Below are 17,183 nucleotides of genomic sequence, written 5' to 3' on the forward strand. Positions count from 1 at the left end.
GGTCCGTCTAGAAGACGCTGTCGGCGGTCGCCGCGCCGACGACGCTGAACACCGCGCCGATGCAGACTGCCCGCAGCGAAACCCCCCAGCCCGCATCGAAGGTGTCGGGCGCGTCGAACAGGACCGCAAGCAGCGCTACCGAGCCGAAGGCCACGACCATCAGCGAGAGAAAGCGCAGGGGGACACCGGCGACCTCGCGTTCGGCCTCGGGGTCGCGCTCGCGGTCGGCCGCGTACAGCGCGCCGTAGCCGATCAGACCGACGAGGCCGACGATAGCGAGCGTCTGCCAGATCGCCATGGTGGCCGCGAGCCACCACACCTCCTCGGTGACGACGAACGGGCCCGCAAGCAGGAAGCCGCCGACGACCTGCTGGGCGATGTCGGAGGGGCGAAAGCGGGGACGACGTGGGCGGCGCATACCGCAGTTCACCGTCCGGATCCCTCGGTCCTTTCGATCCGGGCCAGGTAGTGGTCAGTCGTGGGGGTGGAACCGATCGACGGCCTGCTCAACGGCGTCGCGCTGGCCGAGGAACGTGACGTGATCGCCCTGCTCGACGGTGACGTCGGCGTCGGGAACGAGGTTCTCGTCGTTGCGGCTGATCAGCGCGAGCTGGCATCTGTCGGGGATGCTGTCCTCGAGTTCGCCGATGGTCCGGCCGGCGGTCTCCTCGGAGGTCACGGTGATCTCCTGGACGTCGCCCGAGCGCCCGAGTTCGGTCATCCAGTTCGACAGCGCGGGGCGCTCGATGGCGTTGTCGATCGCCCACGCGGTCGCGTCGGTCCCGGAGATGGTCCGCACGCCGAGTTCTTCGAGGGGATCGACGTTTTTGGGGTCGTTCACCCGGGCGATGACGTCCTCGACGTCGAAGCTCGTTCGGGCGAGTTGCGAGACCAGCAGGTTCGTGTCGTCGTCACCGGTCGCCGCGACGACGATCTTCGCGTTACCGATCCCGGCGCTGCGAAGCACGTCCGTATCGGTCCCGTCGCCCTTTTTGACGGTGAAACCGGCCGACCGCGAGGATTCGATGATCTCCGGGTCCTCCTCGATGACGACGACGTCCTCGCCGCGCTCGTCGAGGCGTTCTGCGAGCGATCGACCGACCTTGCCCGAACCGACGATGAGTATGCGCATGGGGAGGATGTCGAGGCGCTCGGCGATCCATCTTGCGGGTCCGCCCTGCAGGACGACCGTGACGACGATTACCATGAACACCGTCCCCGCGAGGATGTTCGACTGGGCGATCAGCGACGGCCGACCCTGCTGTGTCGCGATGTGCTGGAGTTCGAGGGCAAACAGCGTCGCGATCGCGGCGGGGATGATCCCCCGCGGGCCGACCGCGCTGACGAAGAGTTTCTCCCGGAACGAGAGGCCCGTTCGGACCGTCGAGAGGAAGACCCCGAACGGGCGCAACACGAGCGCCACGATGACGACGACGGCGACCCCGGCGATCCCCATCGACAGCAGCGTGTCGATGTCGATCAGCGCCGCCAGCGCGATGAAGATAAACGAGAGGACGAGCAGCCGGATGGTGCCTTTGAACTCCTCGATCTCCTCGCGGTAGGGGAGGTCGACGTTGCCGAGGACGATCCCGGCGGTCGCGACCGCGGCGACCCCGGCCTCGGTAGCGATCGTGTTCGCGACGCTGTAGGCGATCAGCGCGCCCGCGAAGGTGATCAGGCGTGCGTTCTCGGGGGCGTTCCCCGAGGAGAGGTCGACGTGCGTGAGGACGTACCAGAGGATGCCCGCGACCAGCAGGCCGATCCCGACCCCCACCGCCAGCCGCTCGCTGAAGCCGATCAGGAAGTTCCGGGGATCGATCTGTTGGGCGGTGACGGCCTTGAAGATGACCGCCGCGAGGATCGCCGCGGTCACGTCGTTGACGATCCCCTCGGTCTCGAGGGCGGCCCCAACGGGTCGGCGAACCGGCACGATCTCGAGGATGGGCGTGATGACGGTCGGCCCCGTCGCGATCAACAGTGCGCCGACGACGAGCGCGATCCCGAGATCCGCGCCGAGCAGGTAGTAGACGGCCGCCGCCGTCCCCAGAAACGAGATCAGCGAGCCGATGGTGATCAGGCGAACGGCGGCCACGGGCGACTGGCGCAGTTTGTCGACGTGGAGGTGAAGGGCCCCCTCGAAGACGATGATCGCGACGCTGAGGCCGACGATCGTCGACAGCGAGCCCCCGAAGGCGCTTTGGGTGACGACCCCGAGGACTTTCGGCCCGAGGACGATCCCCGAGAGGATGAGAAACAGTACGCTCGGCACCCGATACCGGTCGGCGAGCACCTGCGAGAGCACCCCGAGTGCGACGATCGAGGCGACGATCAACAGCAGGTTCGGCTCGACGTCGACCGGGAGGAGCTGGAAGGGGACCGATGACCCGGTCATCGGAGTGTGACACTCGCCGATACCGTTCCAGTGCGCTCGACGACGTTCGCAGTGACGGTCATGTGGTGCGGTCTACGGAACCCGACCGGATAAGCCGCTCCCTTGAACCCTATTCGGCGTAGATCGCCTCGACGTCGTCGGCAAAACGCTCCAAGATGGTCCGGCGTTTTTTCTTCATCGTCGGGGTGAGCATGCCGTTGTCCTCGGTGAACTCCTCGGGCACCAGCCGGAACTGCTTGATGCGCTCGTGGGACTCGAACTCCTCGTTTGCGCGCTCGACCTCCCGCTCGATCCGCTCTTTCACGCGGTCGTCCCGACACAACTCGCGCTCGTCGTCGGGCAGGTCGATACCCTCGTTCGCGGCCCACTCGCGAACCCCCGCGACGTTCGGGACGACCAGCGCGGAGATGAACTTCCGGCCGTCGCCCATCACCAGACACTGCTCGACGAGGTCGCTCGCGGCGAAGGCGTCCTCGATGGGCCCGGGCGCGACGTTCTTGCCCGTCGAGAGGACGATGATCTGTTTGGCCCGCTCACGGAAGACGACGTAGTCGTCCGGGCGGATCTCGACGATGTCGCCCGTGCGGAACCACCGTCCGGAGGACTCGTCATCCGACTCCCCGCTCACGCCGCGTGCGGGGATGTCCTCAGCGAACGACTCGGCGGTGGCCGCCTCGTTGTTCCAGTAGCCACGGGTGACGTTCGGCCCGCGTACGAGGAGTTCGCCGACTTCACCGTCGGCCTCCCGGCGCTGGCGCTCGCCGACGACCGACTCGTCGACCCGGACCTCCACGTCGGGCAGCGGCGGGCCGATGGTGCCGATCTCGGGGGCCTCGATAGGGTTGACCGAGATAACCGGCGCGGTCTCGGTCAGGCCGTACCCCTCTAGAATGGGCATGCCCATCCCGTGATACAGCGAGCAAAGCTCGGGGGAGAGGCTCCCCCCGCCGCTGATGAGGAACTCTATCTCCCCGCCCAGCGCCTCTTTGACCTGGCTGAACACCAGGCGGTCCGCGAGTGCCTGCTTCCCTTTGAGAACGGGCCCCGGCGAGGGCTTGCGGTGGTAATCCTTGCCGACCCCGACGGCCCACTCGAAGATCCACCGTTTGACGTCGGACTCGCTCGCCTGCGAGCGGATCGCGTCGTAGATCTTCTCGTAGACCCGCGGGACGCTCGTGCCCGTCGTGGGTCGAACGGCTTGAAAGTCCTCACGAAGCGTGTCGGGGCTCTCCGCGTACGCCACCGAGGCCCCGCTCGCGAACATCAGGAAATGGCCGGCGGTTCGCTCCAAGACGTGGGCAAGCGGCAGAAAGGAGACGGTCCGGGTGTCGGTGTCGATGGCGGGCAGGCCCTCTGATTCCTTGTCGGGGCGCGGGCCGAACCGTTTGCGACACTGGTTGACGTTCGCCCGGAGGTTCGCGTGGGTGAGTTCGACGCCCTTCGGCTGGCCCGTCGTCCCGGAGGTGTAGATCAGCGTCGCCAGATCGTCGGGTGAAACCGCGTCGATCCAGTCCCCATACTGCTCGCGGTCGAACGTCGCCTCGCCCCGGTCGTGGACTTCCGCGAGCGTCAGGACGTCCTCGCGCTCGCCGTATCCCTCGATCCGGTCCATGACGACCACGAAGGAGAGGTCGAGGGCGTCCTCGACCGCGAGTACCCGCTCCAGGCGCTCCTCGTTTTCGACGACGACGCCCGTCGCGCCGGCGTCCGACAGCAGGTACTCGACCTGGTTGGGCGACGAGCCGGCGTAGACGGTCGTGACGACCGCCCCCGCCGCGAGCAGCCCGAAGTCCGCCTGTGCCCACTCCATGCGGGTGTCGGCGAAGATCCCCACGCGGTCGCCGCCTTCGACGCCGAGCTCGCGAAAGCCGGCCGCGAGGTTCCTGACCACCGACGCCATCCCGCCGTAGGTCAGCGTCGCGAACTCGCCGTTCGGGGCCGATTCGAGGGGGCCGTCGGTCAACGAGCGGTCGTGAACGCCGCCCTTGTAGCGCTGAGCGACTCGTCCCTCGTTCCGGGCGACGCTCTCCTCGAACAGGCGGGGAAGCGGCGACTCGCCAATCACCGCGTCGGTGTACTCGCGTTCGGCCTCGCGCCAGTGCATGGCGTGTGGGTAGCCGACACAGCACGAAAAGTATGCCGCCAACGCGACACATCGACCGCGGAGTTTACTCGTATCACCCCTCCCACGGCCCCGTGTCGGTGCTGGCCCTTCGATGAGGACTGTACACACCTCTCGTGTGGCCGGAGCGGTCCGTGCTGGAAGCGCTACGACTGGGCGTCGAGGTAGCCGAGCACGCCCCGCGTGTTCAGGCGCTCCTCGGCGCGGGCCTTTCGCTCGCCCCAGACTTCCGCCATCTCCGTGGTCTCGACGAAATGCTCGATCACTGCCTCGTCGTCCCCGAGTTCCGTGCGCTTTTCCTCGACGGCCGCGACCCACTCGGAGAGGACCTCCCTGTAGGTGTCGAGCAGGTCGTCGCTCGCAGGCGCGGGCCCGAAGTGACCGAACAGGAGCGTGTCGGGATCGAGCGAGCGGATCGTCTCGACGTCGTCGAGACAGGCCTCCAGATCGAAGTTCGCCGGCGGCGAGGTCTGGCGCACAGTTTCGAGTTGGGGCACCCAGATCCCCGCGGCGTCACCCGTCGCGACGGCGGCGGCGTCGGGGTCGTAGTAGATCACCTGATGGGGCGCGTGGCCGGGCGCGTGATACACCTCCAGACTCCGGTTCCCGAGGTCGATCGTATCTCCATCGGAGAGTTCGACGATCCGATCCTCGGGGACGGGCTTCGGCTCGTCGTAGTACTCCCACTGGTCCTCGACGGCCGCTTTCGTCCCCGCGATCAGTCTGGAGGGGTCGACGAGGTGGGGCGCGCCGATCTCGTGAACGTAGACCTCGGCGTTCGGGCATTCGGCGGCGAGATAACCCGCCCCGCCCGCGTGGTCGAGGTGGACGTGGGTGGGTGCGATAATTTCGAGGTCCTCGGGGGCGATGCCGATCCCGTCCATCGCCTCCAGAATGAACTCGTAGTTCGTACCGATCCCGGTGTCGATCACGGCGGGGCGCTCGGAGTCAACGATGTAGACTGCGCCGTAGCGCTCGGTATCGTACATCCCGGTATCGAGGTAGTAGTAGTCCTGACAGCCGTCCACGGGGTAGGAGTCACCGATTGCCATACCCGAATCCGCGAGCCGAGGGGTAAAAACGTTCGTCATCCGGCGACGGAGGCCGATACGCTCTTTTCCCCGGACGCTGAAGCGAGGACAAGAATGCTCGACCGTTCGATTCTCCGCGAGGACCCCGAGAAAGTGCGCTGGGCGCTCGACGTCAAGGGCGTCGACGTCGATTTCGACGAAACCCTCGCGATCGACGAGGAGTGGCGCGAACTCAAAGCGAAAGGCGACGAACTCCGCCACGAGCGAAACGAGGTGAGCAGCGAGATCGGCGAACTCAAACAGACAGGAAAGGAGGAGGAGGCTCAGGAGGCCATCGAGCGCTCGGGCGAACTGAAAACCGAACTTCAGGAGATCGAAGAGCGGGCCGACGAACTCGAAGAACGCTTCGAGCGCGCGCTGCTCGAACTCCCCCAGATCCCCCACGAATCGGTCCCCGTCGGCGAGGACGAAGCCGACAACGAGGAGCGCTACCGCGAGGGGTTCGACGACCTCCGTGACCTCCCCGAGGAGGTCGTTCCCCACTACGACATCGGCGAGGAACTCGACCTGCTCGACTTCGAGCGCGGCGCGAAGGTCACGGGCGGGGGGTATCAGTTCGTCAAGGGCGACGGCGCACGCCTCGAACACGCGCTGATCCAGTTCATGCTCTCGGTTCACCGCGAGCAGGGCTACACCGACGTGTTCCCGCCGATCCCGGTCAACAGCGCCTCGATGCGCGGGACCGGCCAGCTCCCGAAGTTCGCAGAGGACGCCTACCGCGTCGGCGCGCGACAGGACGACGAGTATGACGACGACGATCTGTGGCTCTTGCCCACCGCAGAGGTGCCCGTCACGAACATGTACCGCGACGAGATCCTGCTCGATGAGGACCTCCCGCTCAAACACCAGGCGTACTCGCCGAACTTCCGCCGCGAGGCGGGCGAACACGGCACCGAGACGCGCGGGTACGTCCGGGTCCACCAGTTCAACAAGGTCGAACTGGTCAACTTCGTCCGGCCCGAGGAGAGCTACGACCGCTTGGAGGGCCTGCTCTCGGAGGCCGAAGAGGTCCTGAAGCGTCTTGAACTCCCGTATCGCGTGCTCGATATGTGCACCGGCGACATGGGCTTTACTCAGGCGAAGAAATACGACATCGAGGTGTGGGCCCCCGGCGACGACATGGCAGAGGGCCCCGAGGAGGGCGGGCGCTGGCTTGAGGTCTCCTCGGTGTCGAACTTCGAGGACTTCCAGGCCCGGCGGGCGGGCATCCAGTTCCGCCCGGAACACCACAAATCCGCCCAGTACCTGCACACGCTCAACGGTTCCGGCGTCGCCGTCCCGCGTGTGATGGTCGCGATCCTAGAGTACTACCAGAACGACGACGGCTCTATTACTGTTCCCGAGGCACTTCGCCCCTATATGGACGGCCAAGAACTCATCGAGGGCCACCGCCCGGTCGGTGAGAGCGCGCTCGGTGCGGGCGAAGGCGAGTGAACTACCGGAGAGATCGGCATCGACGCGGACGTATTTAGGCGCTCGCTCGGTGGCCGGGATATGGAGCGACGCACCCGGTGGACGGCGGCGATCTTCGTTTTCGTCGCGCTCGATGCCGCGAGCCTCCAAATCCGCGGCGCGCTCCTCCCGCAGTTCGAGGCGGCTTTCGACGTCTCGCCGGGGCTTCTGGGCCTCGTCGCGCCTGCCGGTACGGCCGGTTTCTTCCTCACCGTGCTCGTGGTCGGCCTCGCCGCCGGACGGATTCAGGTACACAAAACCCTTCTGCTCGGTGTTCTCGGTGCGGGCGCGTTCTTGCTGGTGATGAGCGGCGCGCCGATCTACCCCCTCTTTTTGGGCGCGCTCGTCCTCCACGGGGTTTCACTCGGCGGCGTTCGCGCCCTCGATCGAGCGCTGTTGAGTCACCTGTATCCCGAGCGCCGGGGCCGGATCTTCACGCTGCATTCGCTGGCGTGGGCGCTCGGGGCGGTTTCGGGGCCGGCACTCGCCGCCCTCGTGATCTCCGTCGCGGACTGGCGGGCTGTGTTCGTGCTCCTCGGACTTGGGTTTCTCCCCGTAGCGCTCTCGATCCGGACCCTCCCACTGCCCGAGCGCATGGAAAACGAGCGCCCGATCTCGCTTACGGGCGCGACGGAGCTAATGCGTGACCCGACCATTCTAGGGATGACGGGCGCGCTGTTGCTGGTCGGCGGGATCGAGGGTGCGATCTTCACCTGGCTGCCGTACTACGCCGGCACGTCGCTTCCGGCGACGCTCGCGCCGCTGGCCCTCTCTGCGTACCTGCTCGCGTACGTCCCCGGGCGGGTCACGTACACCGTGCTGGCCGAACGGGTCGGCTACGCGCCCCTCTCGCTCGCGCTCGCGATTCCCGCGATCCCCGTGATGTACGTCGCGCTGGTCGCCACTGACGGGTATGCGATGCTCGCGGCCGTGTTCGGCCTCGGGCTCTGTATGTGCGGGCAGTTCCCCCTGCTGTCGGCGGTCGGCGTCGAGGCCGCAAGCGAGTACAGCGGCCCCGTCAACGCGATCAGCACGAGCGCGACGTACATCGGAATGGCCGTCGTCCCCACCGCGATGGGCGTGCTCACAGGGATCTACGGGATCGAGGTCGCGATGACCGTTCCGGTCGTCCTGATCGTCGGCGCGGCCTTTCTGATCGCGGCGACGTGGCTCGCCACTCAGCGGGTGTAGGTGTAGACGGCGCCGATAGCGCCGCTGGCGAACTCGAAGACGTCGATGAAGTCGAACAGCGCCCCGCCCTCGCTATCGATAAGTCGTCCCCGGACCGCCACGCCCTCGTCGGCCTCGTAGACGGCGCGGATCTCGTGGGACGTGTCTTTCATCGGCCGGCCCTCGCGCATGAACTCGACGAACGCCGCCCGCCCCTCGATGGTCCGGTCCGGGCGATAGTGGGTAAAATCGGGCGCGAGCAGCTCGGCGAGGTCGTCGTAGGCGTGTGAATCGATCGTGCGATAGTACTCGCGGGCGGCGTTCATACGCGCTCCTCGGCGGGACCCGAAAAGAACGTTCGGGACGGGGCGCTTTTACTCGCCGGCCGTCTCCCCTCCGGTAGTGCAGCTTCACGTCCGCTACGAGGGCGACGATGACCCCGAGAAATGTACGGCCCGCAAGCTCGCCCGGTTCGATCTCGCGGAGCTTCACCGCTCTGATCGGGCGACCCCCTACGGGATCGTGCTCAACCCCCACGCAGAGCGGGCGCTCTCGCCCGCGGATCGGGAAGTGGGCGCCCGACTCGTCGCGCTCGATTGCTCGTGGGAGAGCGCGGGCGAGGCGCTCTTCTCGATGGCCGGCGAGCACCGCGCGCTCCCCTATCTGGTCGCCGCCAACCCCGTGAACTTCGGCCGGCCGTTTCGCCTCACGACCGTGGAAGCGCTCGCGGCCGGGCTGGTCGTCCTCGGGGAGCGCGAACACGCCGAGTCGATCCTCTCGAAGTTCCGCTGGGGCCACACCTTTCTGGAGCTCAACGACGAGCCGCTACGGCGCTACGCCGCCTGTACGGACTCGACGGAAGTCGTAGAAATTCAGGGCGAGTACCTCGACCGCGGCGAGGACCCCTGAACCCGGATCGAAATCGATAGACCTGTTCTGAGCGATATTGAAGGTATATTTTATTCGAACCGGAAAATAGAAGCGCGTCAGCAACTTTTATACCCATTTGAGCGCTCAACTACCCACAATGGTGTCGACATATGAGCGATACGCGTGGGGTCTCGTGTTCGTCGTGCTCGTCGTCTTCGCCGTGCCGTGGTTCCTCTGGGGTGACGCGCGAGTGATCCGGGGACTGCCGGTCTGGCTCTGGTGGCACGTCGGCTGGATGGGGCTGGCCTCGCTCGCCTTCTGGCTGTTCTCCCGGCGCGCGTGGGGACTCTGGATCGAGGGGACGACGTGAGCCTCGCGGTCCAGTTGGGGATCATCGTCGGCTACCTGATCCTCGCGCTGCTGATCGGGGTCGCGGCCTATCGGCTGACGGATCGGACCGCCGAGGACTACTACCTCGCGAGTCGGACCCTCGGCACGGTCGTGTTGCTGTTTACGACGTTCGCGACCCTGCTGTCGGCATTCACCTTCTTTGCCGGACCCAACACCGCCTACCGGGAGGGTCCCGAGTGGATCCTCGTCATGGGCGTCATGGACGGGGTGATCTTCGCCGTCCTCTGGTATCTGGTGGGATACAAACAGTGGCTCGTCGGGCGCGAACACGGTTACCTCACGCTCGGGGAGATGTTGGGCGATCGCTTCGGGTCGGATCGTTTGAGAGGGCTCGTCGCCGGGATCAGCCTCTTCTGGCTCTTCCCGTACGTGATGCTCCAGCAGATGGGCGCGGGTACCGCGCTCACGGCGCTGACAAACGGTGCGGTGCCCTACTGGGCCGGCGCGGGCCTGATCACCGTCTTCATGATCGTCTACGTCGTGCTCGCGGGGATGCGTGGGGTCGCTTGGACCGACACGCTCCAAGGCGCGTTCATGCTCGTGACCGTCTGGGCGGCTCTGTTCTGGATCCTCGCCGTCGCCGACGGCCCGTCGGCGGCGACCGCCGACCTCGTCGGCGTCGCTCCCGAGTTCACGGCGCTGGGTGGCGATTTCTACACCCCGGCGTTCGTCGTCACGCAGGCGGTCAGCATCGCCTTCGGGGTGGCGATGTTCCCGCAGGTCAACCAGCGCTTCTTCGTCGCCCGGTCGAGGACAGTGCTCAAGCGTACCTTCGCGCTCTGGCCCGTGCTCGTCCTTGCCCTCTTCGTCCCCGCGTTCATGCTCGGGGCGTGGGCCCGTGGGCTCGGGATCGAGGCCGCTCCGGGCGCGAACGTCCTGCCCCTGTTGCTCGCGGAGTACACCCCGGTCTGGTTCGGGGCGCTCGTGATCGCGGGGGCGGTCGCCGCGATGATGTCCTCTTCGGACTCGATGCTGCTGTCGGGCTCGTCGTACTTCACGCGCGATATCTACCGTCCGTTCATTAACCCTGAGGCCACTGAACGGCGCGAGGACCTGCTGGGGCGCGCCGGGGTGGTCGTCTTCGCGACCGGGGCCTTTCTCGCGAGCCTCCTTCGGCCCGGAACCCTGTTGGAGATCGGCGCGACCGCTTTCGGCGGGTTCGCCCAGCTCGCGCTCCCGGTGATCGTCGCGCTCTACTGGACGGGGACGACCCGGGCCGGGATCACCGCCGGAATCGCCGGGAGTCAGGCGTTCTACCTGGCGAGCGTTTTCCTCCCGTTCGTGCCGACCGCCTACGGAGGGTGGGGCGCGTCGCTGTTCGGGATGGCACTCGGACTGGCGTTGACCCTCGGCGTCTCGTGGCTCACGACGTCCGCCCCTGGCGAGCGACGGGCGATCTACTTCGAGTTCGCGGACTGAGAAGCCTTAACTGCGCCGGCGAAAAAACGGGGGTATGGCATCATTCGAGACGGCGGAACGCCGGACCCTGCACAAACAGATATGTATGAAGTGTAACGCGCGAAACCCACAGGACGCCGACCGCTGCCGGAAATGCGGCTACGGGAAGCTCCGCGCGAAGGCCAAGGAACGCCGTAGCGTCTAGAAACGGACCTTTTTCGTCGTCGGGTGTCCTCGCACGCCTGCGGCGTGCTGCGGGCACCACTCCTCGAAAAATCTCCTCCATTACCAGAACGCGAAACGTTCTGGTTAGCAGCCAGAAACCTCCGGTTTCTGGCGACATCGCAGGAGCTTCGCTCCTGCTAGCTACCGGACGCCGCTGGCGTCTGGTAACGAAAAACTGGCGCGGCGGAGCCGCGCCAGTCCTCCCGTTATTTAGTCAGTAGTTGTAGCTCCCTGCGCTCTCGGACCGAAACGCACTTTTGAGCGACGGAGAGAGGAGAGTATGCGCGAGGGTGGCTGAGCTTGGCCAAAAGTGGCGGGCTTAAGACCCGCTCCCGTAGGGGTTCGAGGGTTCAAATCCCTTCCCTCGCATTTTTCCTCTCGAACGGACGTGAGAGTCGTGAAAATCGGACTGAAGGATTTGAAGTACGGGACGAGTGAGCGAAGCGAACGACGTTCAGGTGATTCAAATACCTTTCCTCGTATCTATACGTTCTTAGCCGATTCTGAACCCGACTCCGGCAGGAGATCGACAACCGTCCTCAAGCTTCTCCACTCGAAAGTAATCGGAGCCGTACGATTTCAGATCTAGACCGAACCAGACGCTGTCGTCTTCGTGTGCGCATTCGACCCTACATAGAGGGACATCGACCGTTCCGCCGTCGACCGTAAGTTCGATACGAAACGTGTACTCGTTATTGGCACGGATGTCGTGTCTCTCCTCGATAATATCGACGTACTCATCGTACTCGGCCGGCAGCGTGAAACCACTGCTGAACCTGCTCTCGTGCTCAAGTAGTTCGAACTCTACTTCGTGGGCCTGATCAGTGAAATTGAACATCGTGAACTCGATCGGCACCGGACGCGTTACCGTCACACATCCAGATAGACCAAGAGCTGTGACACCGGATATCGAAGCGAGAAAACGGCGTCTATTCATGTAAATACCACGGTAATTAAACACATAAATTTTATTAAATATTTGCGTAGAGGTCGTAGTCACGGTGGCCTGTCAATAACACACCCCCTTACTCTACGAGATGTCCGGTGTTCTCCGGCTAGTCGGTAATAGGGAGGCGACCCGTACTCACGACTATACTTCCGCTGCAGACCGATGGGACCTACACCTTCGTGAGGGGTGTCCGTCCTCCTGCTGCTCGCCGGTTCGACGAGCTACTGGCCCTACATCGACGGGACGAACCGAGGAGTCGACCGCGCACCGGGGTCTGCTGGGGGTGCTCCCCGGACTGGTCGTCCTCGGGGTCTATCTCTTGAAACGCCCCGCTGGCCTCGATTGATCCGTCCAACGACGTGGCGGACCGGCGCGCTTCGCCGCGCCGGCTTTTTTGGAGGGGATTTTTACGGCTCGGGTTTCCTCGCACGCCTGCGGCGTGCTGCGGGAACCGCTCGCCGCAAAAAGGCCCTAGAATAGGAGTTCGTCGTCGTTTTCGACCATGTACAGGGTACGCGCGGAGATATTTACTGCGTGATCGCCGACGCGTTCGAGGTCCCGGATGGTCAACAGGAGCCGGGAGACGTCCTGAAGCATGTTCTCCACTTCCTCTTCGTCGGTACCGTCGCCGAGTTCCGTCTCGATCAGGTCCCGGACGACGACTTCGCTCGCGCGCTCACAGCGTTCGTCGAGGTCGTCGTCTCGCTGTGCGATCTCGTAGCAGGCCGCGACGTCCTCGTGGGCGTAGGCGGCAAGCGACGCCTCGATCATCTCCAGTGTGACCGACCCGATCCCCTGGACGTCGACGTCGGGATAGAGGTTCCGGGTCGCCTGCTTAGTGTAGTTGCCCAGATTGGTCGCGAGGTCGGCGATACGTTCGAGATCGGTGATGATCTTGAACGAGGCGGCGATGAAGCGCAGATCGCCCGCGACGGGCTGTTGGAGCGCGATCAGGTCCGTACACTCGCGTTCGAGTTCGAGATACATCTCGTTGACCTCGGCGTCGCGGGTGATGACCTCCTCGGCGAGCTCCTCGTCCTTGTCCTCCAATGCCGCAAGCCCCATCCGTAGGCGTTCTTGGACGACTTCGCCCATGTAGAGGACGTCTTCGCGCAACGCGTCGAGCTTCTGTTGGTATTCCTTCCGTGCCATTCTTATCCGAACTTACCAGTGATGTAGTCTTCAACCCGTTGGTGTTCGGGGTTCTCGAAGATGCGGTTGGTCTCGCCGAACTCGACGAGTTCGCCGCCGGTGAGGAACACGGCGGTCTTATCGGAGATCCGAGCGGCCTGCTGCATGTTGTGGGTGACGATCACGACCGTATAATCGCGCGCGAGTTCCTCGATGAGGTCCTCGATCTGGCTGGTCGCGACCGGATCGAGGGCGCTTGCGGGTTCGTCCATGAGGATCACTTCGGGGTCGGGCGCGATCGCGCGGGCGATGCACAGACGCTGTTGTTGGCCCCCCGAGAGATCGAGTCCCGACGAATCGAGTTTTCCCTCGACTTCCTCCCAGAGCGCTGCCCGTCTGAGCGCGGTCTCGACCGCCTCGTCGGTGACCTCCTTGCCCTGAACGTTCAGGCCGTAGGCGACGTTCTCGCGGATGGATTTCGGGAAAGGGTTGGGTTTCTGGAAGACCATGCCGATCCGGCGGCGCAACGCGACGGGATCGACGTCCTCGTCGTAGACGTTCTTGCCTCGAAAACGGAGTTCGCCCTCGACGCGGGCGACGTCGATCAGATCGTTCATCCGGTTGATCGACCGGAGGAACGTGGATTTCCCACAGCCCGAGGGACCGATGATCGCCGTTACCTGTTTTTCGGGGATCTCCATCGTGGTGGGCTGGAGGGCCTGTTCGTCGCCGTAGTAGACGGCCAGATCCCGGCTCTCGACGACCGTCGGTGCCGTCGAGGTCCCCTCTTGGGTGGTCTGTGTGCGTGCCTCCGAGAATCCGCCGGGATCCGGACTCGTCGAGGCGGTCGTTCCGTCGCTTTCGTCCGGATCCGATGTCGTCATGTCTTGTGTCATTATGAACGCTCCGTCTGATACTTGTTGCGGATCAGTATCGCGATCGAGTTAATCGAGAGCAGTACCACCAGCAGCGTCACGACCCCCGCCGAGACCACGCCGTACTGGAAGGCCGTATCGGGGTAGCTCGACCAGGTGTAGATCTGCATCGGCATGGCGCTGAACTTCGCGAACAGCCCGTTCGGCACGCCGAAGACCGTCGTCGGCACGCCGATCATGATCAGCGGCGCGGTCTCGCCGATTGCCCGCCCGAGCGCGAGGATCGTCCCGGTCATGATCCCCGGCAGCGACCGGGGCAGGACGACGTTGCGGATCGTCTGGCGCTTGGTCGCGCCCATGCCGTAGGAGGCCTGCCGCAGCGAGTCGGGCACCGACCGGATCGCCTCCTGTGCGGCGATGATGACGATCGGGAGGATCAGCAGCGACACCGTAAACGCGGCCACCAGCAGGGTGCCGTAGCCGAAACTCAGGAGTTGGACGAACAGGCCAAGTCCCAACAGCCCGTAGACTACCGAGGGGACGCCCGCGAGGTTCGCGATGTTGAGCTGGATGAACCGCGTCAGGCGGCCGTCGGAGGCGTACTCCTCGAGGTAGATCGCCGCACCCACCCCCAACGGAAACGTGACCAGCGCGATCAGCACCATCAGGACGATCGACCCGACCAGCGCCGGGAAGATCCCCGCCTCCTCGGCCAGGGGATGGGGCGGGCTCGTGAGGAACTGCCAGTCGAGCCAGCCGACGGCATCGACGGTGACGTAGACCAGCAACACCGCGAGCGTGACGATGCCAAAGAGCGCCGCCGCGAGCGTCACGGACTCGAAGACCCTGTCTTTCAGACGGCTGACCTCGCCGAAGTCGGTTTCGTCAGTGCGGGTTTCGGCGGCCATTATCGGTACTCCTCCCGGTAGCGCGAGGCCACCCATTCGCTTATCAGGTTCATGAGGAAGGTGATGACGAACAGCGTGAGTCCGACCGCAAACAGGCTCCTGTAGGCGAGCGACTGGCCGGTCACGTCGCTCGCGCCCAGTTGGACCATCGCGGCGGTCATCGTCTGGATCGAGTTGAGGAAGACCCCCGCGGGATCCGTGAGATCGACCAGTCGCGGCGTGTTGCCCGCCGCGATGGTCACCGCCATCGTCTCGCCGATCGCGCGGCTGAGCGCGAGGATGTACGAGGAGGCGATCCCCGAGATCGACGCCGGAACGACGACGCTCGTCGAGACGGTAAAGCGCGTCGCGCCCAGTCCATAACTGGCTTCCCGGAGCGAGTCGGGCACCGAACTCATGGCGTCCTCGCTGATCGAGGAGACCATCGGGATGATCATGATCCCGACGATGATGGAGGCGCTCAGCGCGTTGAACGTGCTGATCGTCGGGAAGACGACGCTCAGTGCGGGCGTCACGTACACCAGCGCGAAGTAGCCATACACCACGGTCGGCACGCCCGCGAGCACCTCGATCGCGGGTTTCAGTACGGATCGGACGCGATCGCTCGCGTACTCCGCGAGGTAGATCGCCGTCAGTAGTCCGACCGGCAGCGCGATCGCCGCGGCACCGAACGTGATGACGAGCGTTCCGGTGATCAGCGGGAGCACGCCGAAGCTGACGGGGTCGTTGGCCGGGCTCCACGTCGTCCCGGTCAGGAACGCGATCGGGGAGACCTCCGCGAAGAACGTGAGTGCGTCGCCGAGCAGCGTGAGGACGATGGCGAGCGTCGTGAGGATCGACAGCAACGCACAGACGAAGAAGACCGCCCGATAGGCGAACTCGCGCGTGTTCTGTCCGCTCCGTCGCGAGAGATCCGGGGCTGTCGCGTCACTCATGCGTGTTCTCCCCTCTCTTCGTCGATCGATCCCGTCGTTGGTCGTCGAAACTGATCCCGGTCATGCTAGGTCCTCCAGTGCCGTATCGAGTCGATCCAGGTTCTTCCGTTTCTCCTCCTCGGTGATCGGGACGTACCCGACGTCCGAGACGAGGTCAGTCGCCGCCTTCTCGATGAAGTACCGGACGAACTTCTCGACGGCCGGGTCCGCGAGCGATTCCTTCGCGGCGTAGGTAAACAGCGGCCGCGAGAGGGGCTGATATTCCCCGGACTTCGCCGTCTCGAGCGAGGGTTCGACACAGCCCTCGCCGTTGTCGATGGCGAGCGCCTTGATCGCATCCGGGTTCTCGCTGTAGTACGAGAAGCCGAAATACCCTATCGCGTACGGCGATCCGTTCACGCCCCGGACGATGGTTCGGTCCTTCTCGGTCGCCGAGTAGTCGTTGCGGTGGTTCGCGTCCTCACCGATGACGGTCTCGCGGAAGTAATCGAAGGTGCCGCTGACCGTCGCGGCGCCGTAGAACTCGAAGGGCTCGTCGGGCCAGTCCTCCCGGACGTCGCTCCAGCGTTCGGCGCCGTCCGCCCGCCAGATCTGGCGGAGCTCGTCGATGGTCACGCAGTCGACCCAGTCGGCCTCCGGGTTCACGACCACGGTCAGCGCGTCCGTGCCGACGGTGAACTCGATCGGTTCGATCCCGTTGTCGCTACACTGGGTCTGTTCGTCTTCAGCGATGGATCGGCTGGCGTTGTTGAGGTCCGTCATCCCCGGACAGAAGAAGTTCGAGAACCCCCCACCGCTGCCGGTCTGGCTGACCGAGACGTTGATGTCCGGGTACTCCTGTACGAAGTCCGAGGCGACCGCCTCCGCGATGGGAAAGACGGTGCTGCTCCCGGCGATGTTCACTTCCTTCGGTTCGCTGCTGGCCGCCCGCGTACAGCCGGCGAGGCCGATCGCGCCCGCCACCCCGGTCGCGGCCAAGAAATCGCGCCTGGATACGGAGCGGGGCGCCCACCCCGATGGGTCTCTCGACATCACCGGAACGTGGCCGTCTGAATACTAAATACCCTACTATGATTACTATATAGTAGCATATATTCGACCGGACCGACGAGGCCCGGCGTCGATCCCGCCCGGGACTCTCCCCCGATCGTCGGCGTTACCGGCACGAATCCCGACCTGACGCGGTCACAGTCGGTCGGCAGTAGTGGCCTATATATTCATAGTCAGATTTACGTTAATCCACGGATACGGCTG

At 64.9% G+C, this 17,183-nt stretch carries 17 protein-coding genes and 1 tRNA gene; 7 read left to right on the plus strand and 11 right to left on the minus strand.

Going from position 1 to position 17,183, the window contains the following annotated elements; translation table 11 throughout:
• Window positions 1-7 precede the first annotated feature (7 nt).
• From HAPAU_RS05570 to HAPAU_RS05585, 4 genes are all read right to left on the minus strand, one after another.
• Window positions 8-418 (minus strand): DUF2391 family protein, encoded by a 411-nt coding sequence (locus HAPAU_RS05570; RefSeq protein ID WP_066380510.1) that lies wholly within the window; start codon window positions 416-418, stop codon window positions 8-10.
• A 54-nt stretch (window positions 419-472) separates the two neighbouring features.
• A complete protein-coding gene (locus HAPAU_RS05575; RefSeq protein WP_066380512.1) occupies window positions 473-2,392 on the minus strand; it encodes a cation:proton antiporter domain-containing protein in 1,920 nt (639 codons plus the stop codon).
• 109 nt (window positions 2,393-2,501) lie between these two features.
• Complete coding sequence (locus HAPAU_RS05580) at window positions 2,502-4,496, minus strand: AMP-dependent synthetase/ligase (RefSeq protein WP_066380514.1); 1,995 nt, start codon at window positions 4,494-4,496, stop codon at window positions 2,502-2,504.
• A 164-nt stretch (window positions 4,497-4,660) separates the two neighbouring features.
• A complete protein-coding gene (locus tag HAPAU_RS05585) occupies window positions 4,661-5,566 on the minus strand; it encodes an MBL fold metallo-hydrolase (RefSeq protein WP_066380516.1) in 906 nt (301 codons plus the stop codon).
• A gap of 93 nt (window positions 5,567-5,659) precedes the next feature.
• Here HAPAU_RS05585 and serS point away from each other — a divergent pair, with 93 nt between their 5' ends.
• Both serS and HAPAU_RS05595 read left to right on the plus strand, forming a co-directional pair.
• A complete protein-coding gene (serS, locus tag HAPAU_RS05590; RefSeq protein ID WP_066380517.1) occupies window positions 5,660-7,039 on the plus strand; it encodes a serine--tRNA ligase in 1,380 nt (459 codons plus the stop codon).
• A gap of 60 nt (window positions 7,040-7,099) precedes the next feature.
• Entirely contained in the window at window positions 7,100-8,248 is a 1,149-nt protein-coding gene (locus tag HAPAU_RS05595) for an MFS transporter (RefSeq protein WP_066380518.1), read from the plus strand.
• Here HAPAU_RS05595 and HAPAU_RS05600 read toward each other — a convergent pair.
• Window positions 8,236-8,553, minus strand: coding sequence for a nuclear transport factor 2 family protein (locus tag HAPAU_RS05600; protein WP_066380522.1), 318 nt, complete (start codon window positions 8,551-8,553; stop codon window positions 8,236-8,238). The two genes, HAPAU_RS05595 and HAPAU_RS05600, sit on opposite strands and share 13 nt — an antisense overlap.
• A gap of 76 nt (window positions 8,554-8,629) precedes the next feature.
• Here HAPAU_RS05600 and HAPAU_RS05605 point away from each other — a divergent pair, with 76 nt between their 5' ends.
• The 5 genes from HAPAU_RS05605 to HAPAU_RS05620 all read left to right on the plus strand — a co-directional run bounded on the left by HAPAU_RS05605 (window position 8,630) and on the right by HAPAU_RS05620 (window position 11,500).
• Window positions 8,630-9,136 carry a DUF367 family protein gene (locus tag HAPAU_RS05605; RefSeq protein ID WP_066380524.1) on the plus strand — a complete coding sequence of 169 codons (507 nt, stop codon included), beginning with the start codon at window positions 8,630-8,632 and terminating at the stop codon, window positions 9,134-9,136.
• A gap of 118 nt (window positions 9,137-9,254) precedes the next feature.
• A complete protein-coding gene (locus tag HAPAU_RS05610) occupies window positions 9,255-9,467 on the plus strand; it encodes a DUF3311 domain-containing protein (RefSeq protein WP_066380528.1) in 213 nt (70 codons plus the stop codon).
• Window positions 9,464-10,927 (plus strand): sodium:solute symporter family protein, encoded by a 1,464-nt coding sequence (locus HAPAU_RS05615; protein ID WP_066380529.1) that lies wholly within the window; start codon window positions 9,464-9,466, stop codon window positions 10,925-10,927. Before HAPAU_RS05610 ends, HAPAU_RS05615 begins: the two co-directional genes overlap by 4 nt.
• Before the next feature lie 34 nt (window positions 10,928-10,961).
• Window positions 10,962-11,111 carry a 50S ribosomal protein L40e gene (locus HAPAU_RS19635; RefSeq protein WP_084383672.1) on the plus strand — a complete coding sequence of 50 codons (150 nt, stop codon included), beginning with the start codon at window positions 10,962-10,964 and terminating at the stop codon, window positions 11,109-11,111.
• Between the two features lie 304 nt (window positions 11,112-11,415).
• Window positions 11,416-11,500 (plus strand) — tRNA-Leu (locus tag HAPAU_RS05620).
• Window positions 11,501-11,624: 124 nt separating this feature from the next.
• Here the strand turns inward: HAPAU_RS05620 and HAPAU_RS05625 are convergent.
• The 6 genes from HAPAU_RS05625 to HAPAU_RS05650 form a co-directional block, all read right to left on the minus strand.
• Window positions 11,625-11,987 carry a hypothetical protein gene (locus HAPAU_RS05625; protein ID WP_157078421.1) on the minus strand — a complete coding sequence of 121 codons (363 nt, stop codon included), beginning with the start codon at window positions 11,985-11,987 and terminating at the stop codon, window positions 11,625-11,627.
• Between the two features lie 564 nt (window positions 11,988-12,551).
• Window positions 12,552-13,232, minus strand: a complete 681-nt coding sequence (gene phoU, locus HAPAU_RS05630) for a phosphate signaling complex protein PhoU (RefSeq protein ID WP_066380531.1) — start codon at window positions 13,230-13,232, stop codon at window positions 12,552-12,554.
• A 2-nt stretch (window positions 13,233-13,234) separates the two neighbouring features.
• Window positions 13,235-14,107, minus strand: a complete 873-nt coding sequence (gene pstB, locus HAPAU_RS05635) for a phosphate ABC transporter ATP-binding protein PstB (RefSeq protein WP_157078422.1) — start codon at window positions 14,105-14,107, stop codon at window positions 13,235-13,237.
• Window positions 14,107-14,994 carry a phosphate ABC transporter permease PstA gene (pstA, locus tag HAPAU_RS05640; RefSeq protein ID WP_066380532.1) on the minus strand — a complete coding sequence of 296 codons (888 nt, stop codon included), beginning with the start codon at window positions 14,992-14,994 and terminating at the stop codon, window positions 14,107-14,109. The genes pstB and pstA overlap by 1 nt, the downstream gene beginning before the upstream one ends.
• Window positions 14,994-15,929, minus strand: coding sequence for a phosphate ABC transporter permease subunit PstC (pstC, locus tag HAPAU_RS05645; RefSeq protein WP_066380533.1), 936 nt, complete (start codon window positions 15,927-15,929; stop codon window positions 14,994-14,996). Before pstC ends, pstA begins: the two co-directional genes overlap by 1 nt.
• Window positions 15,930-15,989: 60 nt before the next feature.
• A complete protein-coding gene (locus HAPAU_RS05650) occupies window positions 15,990-16,961 on the minus strand; it encodes a phosphate ABC transporter substrate-binding protein PstS family protein (protein ID WP_066380535.1) in 972 nt (323 codons plus the stop codon).
• Window positions 16,962-17,183: the final 222 nt, after the last annotated feature.

Origin of the sequence: Halalkalicoccus paucihalophilus, assembly GCF_001593955.1 — an archaeon.
Lineage (GTDB): Archaea > Halobacteriota > Halobacteria > Halobacteriales > Halalkalicoccaceae > Halalkalicoccus > Halalkalicoccus paucihalophilus.